This window comes from Conexibacter stalactiti, assembly GCF_033542075.1.
GTDB lineage: Bacteria > Actinomycetota > Thermoleophilia > Solirubrobacterales > Solirubrobacteraceae > Conexibacter > Conexibacter stalactiti.
Genome location: NZ_JAWSTH010000158.1, coordinates 1 through 9,907 on the forward strand (window position 1 = coordinate 1; position 9,907 = coordinate 9,907).

Genomic DNA, 9,907 nt, shown 5'->3' on the forward strand with positions numbered 1-9,907 from the left:
CGCTCGCCGCCGGCGCCTCGGGGCCGGGCGCCGACGCCGCCCACGCCGACGCGGGACTGGCGCGCCGGCTGCGCGAGGCGCTCGCGCGCCTCAGCGAGGAGGAGGACGAGGGCGCGCTGCGGCAGCGCGCGCAGCTGCTGGCGCGGCTCGCGCTCGACCGCTCCTGGAGCGACCCCGACGAGGCGCGGTCGCTCGCGGCGGAGGCGGCGAGGGTGGCCGGCCTCGCCGCACCCGCGCCCGCCGGTCCACCCGCGCCCGCCGGCCCACCCGCGCCCGCCGGTCCACCCGCGCCCGCCGGCACCGACGCGGCCGCTGCCGAAGATCTCCCGCTCCGCCACGCCGCCCGCATCGCGCTCGCGCAGCTCGGCGCGCGCCGCGAGCCGGCCGCGACGCCCGACCGCCTCACCCTCGCCGACGCGCTCGTGGCACGCGCCCGCGCGGAGGGCGACCGCGCCGTCGAGTCCGCCGCGCGCCTGCAGCGGCTGCCGCTGCTCGGCGAGCTGGGCCGCGCGCAGGCGGTCGCCGACGAGCTGGAGCGGCTTGATGAGCTGGGCGCCGCGCTCGGCGACGAGCGCACGCTGCGGATCGCCGGCGACGTCGCGACCGTGCGCGAGCTGATCGCCGGCCGTCCGCTGCCACCGCGCCCGCCGCGGCCCGGCTGGTGCGAGGTGCGCGTCGCGATGGCGCAGGGCGGTCTCGCCCCGCTGCTCGGCGAGGTCGACGACCTCGTGCGGCTGCAGCCGGCGCTCGACGGGCCGCGGGCGCTGTCGGCGCTGGTGCGCCTGCTGGCCGGCGACGTGCGGGAGGCGACCGACCGGCTCACGCGCTGGCAGCCGCCGGAGCTGGCACGGCTGGGGCGCGCCGAGGGCTACCAGCTGCACCTCTGGTCCGTGCTGGGTCTGGTCGCCGCGCGCATCGGCGCGCGCGAGCACGCGGAGGCGCTGCACGGGCTGCTGGAGCCGTTCGCCGACCGTCACGCGGTCGCGCCGACGACCGCGTACCTGACCCCGGTCGCGCGCGTGCTGGGGGAGCTGGACGGCGCGCTCGGACGGCCGCAGGAGTCGCGCGAGCGCCTGCGGCTGGCCGTCGTCGCGGCCGAGGCGATCGGCGCGGGCGCGGTCGCGGACGCGATGCGCCGAGAACTGGGGCTGTACGCTCAGCCCACCCGGGACCGCCTGTAGGCGGTCGTCCCCGAACGGACACGCGTTGGCACGTGGACGCTCGGGTGCTTCGCCGGTGTCCGACGACAGGGGATGATCTTTCGCCATGGGGCCAAAGACGCTTGACCGGTCGTGGGACAATCTTGGTCCAGCCAACTGATCGTAGTTCAGCCAACTGAACACACCGGAGACACAATGAGACACAAGAGGACGTTGTGGCGGCTGCTCACTCTCGCGATCGCGCTCTGCGCGACCGTCCTGACGCTGGCAGCGTGCGGCAGCAGCGACGACGACTCCGGTGGAACGGCTGACAACGTCAGAACGACCGACACTGGGCAGCTGGCCGAGATGACGAGAGCGACGCTCGTGCTCGACTTCGTCCCCAACGCGGTGCACGCGGGCATCTACCGCGCGATCGCGGCCGGCTACTACAGAGACCACAACATCGACCTGAAGGTGATCCAGCCGACCTCGACGGCCGACACGCTGCGGCTGATCAACGCCGGCAAGGCCGACTTCGGGCTCGCCGACGGCATGGACGTCGCCAACCAGATCGGCGAGGGGCTCGACATCGAGGCGTTCCTCGCGATCGTGCAGCGGCCGCTCGGCGGCGTCATCACGCTCGAGTCCGACGGCATCGCGTCCGGCAAGGACTTCGAGGGCAAGACCGTCGGGGTGACCGGCGTGCCCTCCGACAACGCGATACTCGAGACGATCGTCAGAGACGGCGGCGGCGATCCCGACAAGGTCAAGGTCGTGACGATCGGCTTCAACGGCGTGCAGAACCTCGAGAGCGGCAAGATCGCCGGCTTCACCGGCTTCTGGCCGGCCGACGGGGTCCAGGTCAACGTCGACGGCAAGCCGACGAGAGACTTCAAGCTCGACGAGCATGGCGGGCCGGTCTACCCGGGCCTCGTCGCCTTCTCCACGAGAGAGCACATCGCTCAGGACCCGGCGCTGATCAGAGCGTTCGCGGCCGCGACCGTGCAGGGCTACGAGGACACGATCAGAGATCCCGCGACCTCGCTGAGAGACCTGCTGGCCGAGAACAAGGAGCTCAGAGAGGACATCACGAGCGCCCAGCTCGACGCGTACGGCCCGCTCTTCCAGGGCGACGCGGCGCGCTTCGGCACGATCGACCCGGCGGCCGTCGAGGCGCTGTCGACCTGGATGGTCGACAACGGACTCGCGAGAGAGCCGTTCACGCCCGAGGTCTACGGCGGCGACAGCTACCTTCCGGCGGCCGGCGGCTCCTGACGATGTCCGCCGTACCGGTCGCCCCCGCCAAGCTCGTCGTCGAAGGCGTCGGCAAGCGCTTCGACGGCGACGACGGCGAGGCGGTCGTCGCGCTCGCCGGGGCCGACCTCACGGTCGCTCCCGGCGAGTTCGTCTCGATCGTGGGCCCCAGCGGCTGCGGCAAGTCGACGCTCTTCAACATCGTCGCCGGCTTGACGCGCCCCACGCAGGGGCGCGTCCTGCTCGACGGCGAGGAGCCGGCCTCGCTGCTCGGCCGCGTCGGCTACATGCCGCAGAAGGACCTGCTGATGCCGTGGCGCTCGGTGCTCGACAACGTCACGCTCGGATTGGAGATGAGCGGCGTCTCTCGCAGGCAGGCGCGCGCGCGGGCGCAGGAGGAGCTGGGCCGCTTCGGCCTCAAGGGCTTCGAGAAGCGCTGGCCGAGCAACCTCTCCGGCGGCATGCGCCAGCGCGCCGCGCTGCTGCGCACCTTCCTCGCCGGCCGCGAGCTGATGCTGCTCGACGAGCCGTTCGGCGCGCTCGACGCGCTGACCCGCCAGACGATGCAGGAGTGGCTGCTCGACGTCTGGCAGGCCGATCGCAAGACGATCCTCTTCATCACCCACGACGTCGAGGAGGCCGTCTACCTGTCGGATCGTGTCTACGTGATGACGGGCCGGCCCGGCAGCGTGCAGCTGTGCCTCGACGTCGAGCTTCCGCGTCCGCGCAGGTTCGAGCTGCACGGCTCGCCGGAGTTCGTCGCGCTCAAGCAGAAGCTGCTGACGCCGCTGCACGAGGCGTCGCGTCGTCAGCTCGACGCGGTGGTGGGGTGATGTCGGCGCTGCCCGACCAGCAGCAGCCGGCCGCCGCCGGCGACCAGCCGCGCAGCGGCCTCGCGGATCCGCCGCAGACCGGCGGTCGCAGCGGGGCGCGCGGGCGCAAGGTCGCCGCGCACGTGCTGCCGCCGCTGCTGTTCGCGCTCGCGGTGCTGGCGATCTGGCAGCTCGGCGTGAGACTGGCCGACACGGAGGAGTCGACGCTGCCGGCGCCGACGCAGGTCTTCAGCGCGATGTGGGAGATACGCGATCTGCTGCTCGACAACGCGTGGGTCACGATCAAGGAGATCGCGATCGGCTACGTGCTCGCGATCGTGCTCGGCGTCGGCCTCGCGGTGCTGTTGTGCAGCTCGCTGCTGGCCGAGCGCGCGATGTACCCGTGGCTGGTCGTCTCGCAGATGGTGCCGATCCCCGCGATCGCGCCGATCCTCGTGATCTGGACCGGCTTCGACATGCGCCCGAAGGTGATCGTGATCGCGCTCGTCTCCTTCTTCCCGATCGCCGTCAACACGATCGACGGCATCAAGTCGACCGAGCCGGAGCTGCTGAACCTGCTCAAGACGCTCGGCGCGGGCCGCTGGAAGCGCTTCTGGACCGCGCAGCTGCCGAGCGCGCTGCCGTTCCTCTTCTCAGGTCTGAAGATCGCCGCCGCGCTCGCCGTGATCGGCGCCGTCTTCGGCGAGTGGGTCGGCGCCGACGCCGGCCTCGGCTACCTGATCCTGACGTTGAACAACCAGGTCGCGACATCGGAGATGTTCGCGACGATCATCGTGCTCGCCGCGATCGGCATCGCGCTGTTCGGCCTCGTCCAACTGGCTGAGCGGCTGATGCTGCCGTGGTACCACGCGGGCCGCAAGGAGAGCAATTCTTGACTGGAGACTCGCCGGCTGAGGCCGGCTCCGCGACGACCCTCGTGCGCGGCGCCTGGGTCCTCGCGATGGACCCGGCGCGCGAGCTGGTGCGCGACGGCGCGGTCGCGTTCGGCGCCGACGGCACGATCGCGGCGGTCGGGCCGTGGGAGGAGCTGCGCGGCCGCTTCCCGCGGGCGCAGGTGGAGGGCGACGGCAACGGCCTCGTGCTGCCGGGCTTCGTCAACGCCCACACCCACCTGACCGAGGGGTTGATCGCGGGGATGGGGGAGACGGCGTCCCTGTGGGAGTGGTTCGACCGCGTCGTCTCGCCGGCGGCGAAGGTGACGACGCGCGAGGACGTGCGCGTCGGCACGCGCCTGAAGGGCGCCGAGATGCTGCTGAGCGGGATCACGACCGTCAACGACATGTCGTGCCACCGCAACCTCGGCTCGCTCGCCTCGCTCGGCGCCGCCGACGGGCTCGTCGAGATGGGGCTGCGTGGGATCGTCTCCTTCGGTGCGGAGAACCTCTACGACGGGGCGCCCGGCGAAGCGGTCTTCATGGCCGAGCACGAGGCGCTCGCCGACCGCCTCGCCGGCGAGCCGCTGGTCGGCTTCCGGCTCGGGGTCGGGACGGTGCTCGGCATCACCGACGCGCTGATGCAGCAGTCGGTCGCCGCCTGCAAGCAGCACGGCTGGGCGGTCCACACCCATCTCGCCGAGGTGCGCGAGGAGCTGACCGAGTCGCGCCACCTGCACGCCGGCCGCACGACGGTGGAGCAGAGCGCCCACACCGGCCTGCTCGACTGCGAGGTGATCGCCGGCCACTGCATCTGGTGCGGCGAGGCCGACCTCTCGCTGCTGGCCGCCCACGACGTCGCGGTCGCGCACAGCCCGGTCGCGAACATGATCCTCGCCTCGGGCGTCTGCCCGGTGCCGCGGCTGCTGCGCGAGGGCGTGCGCGTCGGCGTCGCGACCGACGGCGCCGCCTCCAACGACAACCAGGACATGTTCGGCGTGCTGAAGAGCGCGGCGCTGCTGCAGAAGCTCCACCACCTGCGCGCCGACGCGATCACGGCCGTCGAGGTCGTGCGGATGGCGACGCTCGGCGGTGCGCGCGCGCTGCGGCTCGAGCGGCTCGTCGGCTCGCTGGAGGTCGGCAAGCGCGCCGACGTCGTGCTGCTCGACGGCGACACGCCGGAGCTGGCGACGATCCACGACCCGTGGCAGCAGCTCGTCTACTGCGCGACGGCGCGCTGCGTCAGCAACGTGTGGGTCGACGGCCGGCGCCGGGTCGCCGGCGGGCGGCTGGTCGGCCACGAGCTGCGCGCGCTCGCGGGCGATGCGCGCCTGCTGGCGCACGACCTGATCGAGCGCTCCGGCATGCACGGCGAGTCGGTGCTCGCCGGCGGCCGCGGCAGAGCGTTCGACGGCGTCGCAGCCTGACACGCGCGCCCGCGCGCCGCGCGCGGCGTCGCACGCGCCGCGCGCTGACGTGCGCCCTTCAAGTTCGCCCCGCTCTCGTCCGATACTCCAGTCCATGAATCGATCTGGGCGTTTCGGACGTGGCTGGCGACTGGCGAAGCAGAGCTGGGCGGTGCTGCGCGCCGACAGAACGCTGGCGTTGTTCCCGATCATCTCCGCGGTCGCGATCCTCGCCGCCGCGCTGCTGATCGCCGGTCCCGGCGTCGTGCTGCTGGCGACCGACACCGCCACCCCGGTCGCGATCGTGCTGTGGGCGATCGCGCTCTACGTGCTGACCTACATCGGCATCTACTGCAGCGTCGCGCTCGCCGCCGCCGCGAACCTCGCGCTCGACGGCCGCGACACGAGACTCTCCGACGGCTTCTCCGTCGCGCGCGAGCGCCGCGGCCTGGTCGCGAAGTGGGCCGGCGTGCAGCTGACCGTCGGCCTGGTCCTCAACCTGATCGAGTCGGCGCTCTCGCAGTCGCCGCTCGGCCGGGTCGTCGCGGGCCTGATCGCGGGAGTGCTCAGCGCCGGCTGGTCGATCGTGACCTTCTTCGTCGTGCCGCTGCTGGCGCTGGAGGGGATCGGCCCCAAGGAGGCGCTGCAGCGCTCCGGCCACCTGATCAAGGAGCGCTGGGGCGAGGGCTTCGTTGGCGCCGGCTCGATCACCGGCCTGGTCTTCCTCGTCGTCATGCTGCCGTCGATCCTGATCGGCGCACTCGGCGTCGCGGTCGTCGGCTCCTCGCCGGCGGGCGGCGGCGCGCTGATCGCGGTCGGCGTCGCCGGCTTCATCGCCGGCCTGCTGGTCGCCTCGACGCTGAACGCGATCTTCCGCGTCGCGCTCTACCGCTACGCGACGCAGGACGCGGTCGTCGGCGGCTTCGACCGCGAGCAGTTCGAGCACGCCTTCCAGGCCAGACGCGGCCGCTTCTAGTCCCAGCGGCGCGCCTCGCGCGCCGTCCGCGCAACACCCGTGCGGCGCCGGTTGAGGCGTCGCCGCCCACCTTCACGGCCGGCGCCCTGCGCCGGCCGTTCGCTCGTGCGCGCGCGTGTGCGCGCACGTGGTTCGAACGCGGACTGGACACACGTCGCACCGGAACCCAACACGCTCCCTCGGCTTGGTACGATCAATGTCGAAATTGGGACAAGTGTGTCTCGTTTCACTTGTTCTGAGGCCAGTCGCAAACTCTGGGAGCCGTCGTGGAAGTGGAGAAGGAACCGTCTGACAGAGCGCCGAGCGGGCGTGTTCGCGAGAGAAAGAGCACGCTCGTCATCGTCGCCGTCCTGCTGCTGACGATCGCCATGGCCGGTCTCACGGCCTACGTGATCGCCGACAACAGCGACGAGTCGAACAAGCAGATAGCGAGCGTCTCCGACGGCGAGGTCAAGCTGACCGCCGCCGAGGCGAGAGGCCGCGAGCTGTTCGGCGAGACCTGCGCGCAGTGCCACACGCTCGCGTCGGCCAACGCGGTCGGCAAGGTCGGTCCCAACCTCGACGTGCTCAAGCCCAACGACGAGATGGTGCTCAGCGCGATCAGATTCGGGCGCTCCTCCGTCCGCGGCCAGATGCCGGGCGGTCTGCTCGAGGGCACCGAGGCCCAGGACGTCGCGGACTACATCGTCGCGGCGACCAACAAGGAGATCGAGCCCGCTCCCGCCTTCTCCGACGACGAGCTGAACGCCTCGCCGACGACGAACTGGATCACCAACGGCGGCTCGCTCAGAAACGACCGCTACTCGCCGCTCGACCAGATCAACGACTCCAACGTCGATCAGCTGAGAGGCGTCTGGAGAACGAGCCTCGGCGGCTCCGGCACGGCGGCGAAGTACTCGCAGGAGGGCCAGCCGATCGTCTACGAGGGCGTCATGTTCGTGCCGACCGGCGCCGACGACATCTTCGCGCTCGACGTCGAGACCGGCAAGCAGCTGTGGAGATACGAGGCGAGACTGCCGGCCGAGATCACGACCGCCTGCTGCGGCTGGAACAACCGCGGCGTCGCGATCGGCGACGGCATGGTCTACGTCGCGCGGCTCGACGCGAGACTGGTCGCGCTCGACATGAGAACCGGCAGAGTCGTGTGGGACACGCGCGTCGGCAAGCCCGAGGAGGGCCGCACGCAGACGAACGCGCCGCTCTACTACGACGGCAAGGTCTTCACCGGCGTCGCCGGCGGCGAGTTCGGCGTCCGCGGCCACCTCAGCGCCTACGACGCCAAGACGGGCAGACTGACCTGGCGCTTCCACACGATCCCCGGTCCCGGCGAGGTCGGTCACGACACCTGGCCGGCCGACAACGACTCGTGGAAGTACGGCGGCGCGCCGGTCTGGCAGACGCCGTCGGTCGATCCCGACCTCGGGCTGATCTACTTCTCGACCGGCAACGCGGCGCCCGACCTGAACGGCAGCGAGCGGCCTGGCGACAACCTCTTCGCCGCCTCGATCGTCGCGCTGAACGTCAGAGACGGCACCTACAAGTGGCACTTCCAGCAGGTCAGACACGACATCTGGGACTACGACGCGCCGTCGCCGACGGTCCTGTTCGACTCGACCGTCGACGGCAGAGAGGTCAGAGCGATCGCGGAGCCCGGCAAGACCGGCTTCCTCTACGTGCTCGACCGCGCGACCGGTGAGCCGATCTGGCCGATCGAGGACCGCCCGGTGCCGCAGAACAGATACCAGGCGACCTCCCCGACGCAGCCCTACCCGACGCTGGAGCCGTTCTCGACCGGCGAGGTCTCCGACGCCGACATGGCGAGACTGCGCGCGATCGCGAGATCGACGACGACCGACGGCACGACGCCGGAGATCATCAAGGGCAGACTGTTCACGCCGTACAGCAGAACGCTGACGGCTGTGGCGCCGAGCGCCGCCGGCGGCAACAACTGGCCGCCGTCGTCGTTCAACGACAAGACGAAGATGATCTATATCTGCTCGCAGGAGGGCGCGATGGCGCTGTCGACCTTCGAGGTCGCCAGACACGTGCCGGGGCAGATGTTCATCGGCTCGATGCTCGTCCCGACCGGCTTCAACAACACCGGTCACGTGACCGCCTACTCGATGGAGACGGGCAGAATCGAGTGGCGCGTCGAGTTCCCCGGCGAGTCGTGCTACTCCGGCACGGTGACGACGGCGGGCAACCTCGTCTTCGTCGGCCGCAACACCGGTGAGCTGGAGGCGTACAACGCCACCGACGGCAGACTGCTGTGGAGATTCCAGACCGGCGCGGGCGCCAACACGACCCCGACGGTCTTCGAGCACAAGGGCAAGGAGTACGTCGCCTTCCTCGCCGGCGGCAACGCGCTGGCGGCGACGCCGCGCGGCGACGCCGTCTGGCTGTTCGGCCTCGACGGCACGCTCGACCAGGCCGACAGAGCCGGCTCCGGCACCGGCATCGCCCACGCGGGTGAGGTCGGCGCCGAGGAGGGCAGAGGCGCCGAGAGAGAGACGCCGGGCAACCCGGCGGCCGGCAGAACGGTCTTCGCCGACAACTGCTCGACCTGCCACGGCATCTCCGGCAGAGGCGGCAACGGCGGTCCGGACCTGACGGCGATCCCGTCGGCGAGAAACCTCGGCGACGTGATCGACCAGGTCGCCAACGGCGGCTCGAGCATGCCGGCGTTCTCCGACACGCTCGACGCCAGAGCGATCGCCGACGTCTCCTCCTACGTCGTCCAGATCACGGGCGGCGGCAGAGACGACGACTGATCGTCCGCTGACGCTCGCAGGTGACTGAAGGTGCGGCGCCCTCTGGGGCGCCGCACCTGTTTCTGCCCTTGCATCCGTCTGCCGTCGATGCGAACATCTGTTCGTGTCGATGGTCGTCTGCGTCCTGATCCCCCGCTTCCAGCTCACCGTCGCCGTCGGCGACCGCGAGGAGCTGCTCTCCAGCCCCGCGGCGCTCGCGCCGGAGCCGGGGCGGGAGGCGCGCGTCGGCGAGGTCTCGCTCGCCGCCGAGGCGTTCGGCGTGCGCGCCGGGATGTCGCTGGGGGAGGCGCTCGCGCGCTGCCCGTCGCTGGCGCTGGTGCCGCCCGATCCGGCCGGCGTCGCCGACGCCTGGGAGCGGCTGATCGTGCGGCTGGAGTCGATCGGCGCCGCCGTCGAGGCGGAGCGGCCGGGGCTGGCGAGCTTCGAGGCACAGGGGCTGGTGCGGTTGCACGGCGGCACGCTCGAGCGCGTGCTGGCGGCGGCGCGCACGGCGCTGCGCCACCCGGCGCGGCTCGGCGCCGGGCCCTCTCGCTTCTGCGCGCTGGCGGCGGCGACGCGCGCGCGGGCACGGCGGCCGCAGGTCGTGCTCGGCGACGCACGCGCCGCGCGCGACTACCTCGCGACGCTGCCCGTCGCGCTGCTGCGCGGCCGCG

The 9,907-nt window shown here is 71.8% G+C and carries 7 protein-coding genes and 1 pseudogene; all 8 read left to right on the forward strand.

Going from position 1 to position 9,907, the window contains the following annotated elements; genetic code table 11:
* Positions 1 to 1,181 (forward strand): annotated as a pseudogene (locus R7226_RS29935) (hypothetical protein); the annotation flags it as partial.
* Between the two features lie 174 nt (positions 1,182 to 1,355).
* The gene (locus R7226_RS29940; protein ID WP_318601154.1) at positions 1,356 to 2,417 is read left to right on the forward strand and encodes an ABC transporter substrate-binding protein; all 1,062 of its coding nucleotides are present in this window, start codon (positions 1,356 to 1,358) and stop codon (positions 2,415 to 2,417) included.
* Between the two features lie 2 nt (positions 2,418 to 2,419).
* A complete protein-coding gene (locus tag R7226_RS29945) occupies positions 2,420 to 3,229 on the forward strand; it encodes an ABC transporter ATP-binding protein (RefSeq protein ID WP_318601155.1) in 810 nt (269 codons plus the stop codon).
* Positions 3,229 to 4,104, forward strand: coding sequence for an ABC transporter permease (locus R7226_RS29950; protein WP_318601156.1), 876 nt, complete (start codon positions 3,229 to 3,231; stop codon positions 4,102 to 4,104). The genes R7226_RS29945 and R7226_RS29950 overlap by 1 nt, the downstream gene beginning before the upstream one ends.
* Positions 4,101 to 5,528, forward strand: a complete 1,428-nt coding sequence (locus R7226_RS29955) for an amidohydrolase family protein (RefSeq protein ID WP_318601157.1) — start codon at positions 4,101 to 4,103, stop codon at positions 5,526 to 5,528. The genes R7226_RS29950 and R7226_RS29955 overlap by 4 nt, the downstream gene beginning before the upstream one ends.
* Before the next feature lie 94 nt (positions 5,529 to 5,622).
* Positions 5,623 to 6,483 carry a DUF6159 family protein gene (locus R7226_RS29960; protein WP_318601158.1) on the forward strand — a complete coding sequence of 287 codons (861 nt, stop codon included), beginning with the start codon at positions 5,623 to 5,625 and terminating at the stop codon, positions 6,481 to 6,483.
* A 266-nt stretch (positions 6,484 to 6,749) separates the two neighbouring features.
* Positions 6,750 to 9,254 carry an outer membrane protein assembly factor BamB family protein gene (locus R7226_RS29965; protein ID WP_318601159.1) on the forward strand — a complete coding sequence of 835 codons (2,505 nt, stop codon included), beginning with the start codon at positions 6,750 to 6,752 and terminating at the stop codon, positions 9,252 to 9,254.
* A gap of 109 nt (positions 9,255 to 9,363) precedes the next feature.
* Positions 9,364 to 9,907 (forward strand): Y-family DNA polymerase (locus R7226_RS29970; RefSeq protein ID WP_318601160.1); only part of this gene is annotated, 544 nt, incomplete at its 3' end.

Coding starts and splice junctions, on each gene's coding strand:
- R7226_RS29940 (WP_318601154.1), top strand. CDS start 1,356: ATGAGACACAAGAGGACGTTGTGGCGGCTGCTCACTCTCGCGATCGCG.
- R7226_RS29960 (WP_318601158.1), top strand. CDS start 5,623: ATGAATCGATCTGGGCGTTTCGGACGTGGCTGGCGACTGGCGAAGCAG.
- R7226_RS29945 (WP_318601155.1), top strand. CDS start 2,420: ATGTCCGCCGTACCGGTCGCCCCCGCCAAGCTCGTCGTCGAAGGCGTC.
- R7226_RS29950 (WP_318601156.1), top strand. CDS start 3,229: ATGTCGGCGCTGCCCGACCAGCAGCAGCCGGCCGCCGCCGGCGACCAG.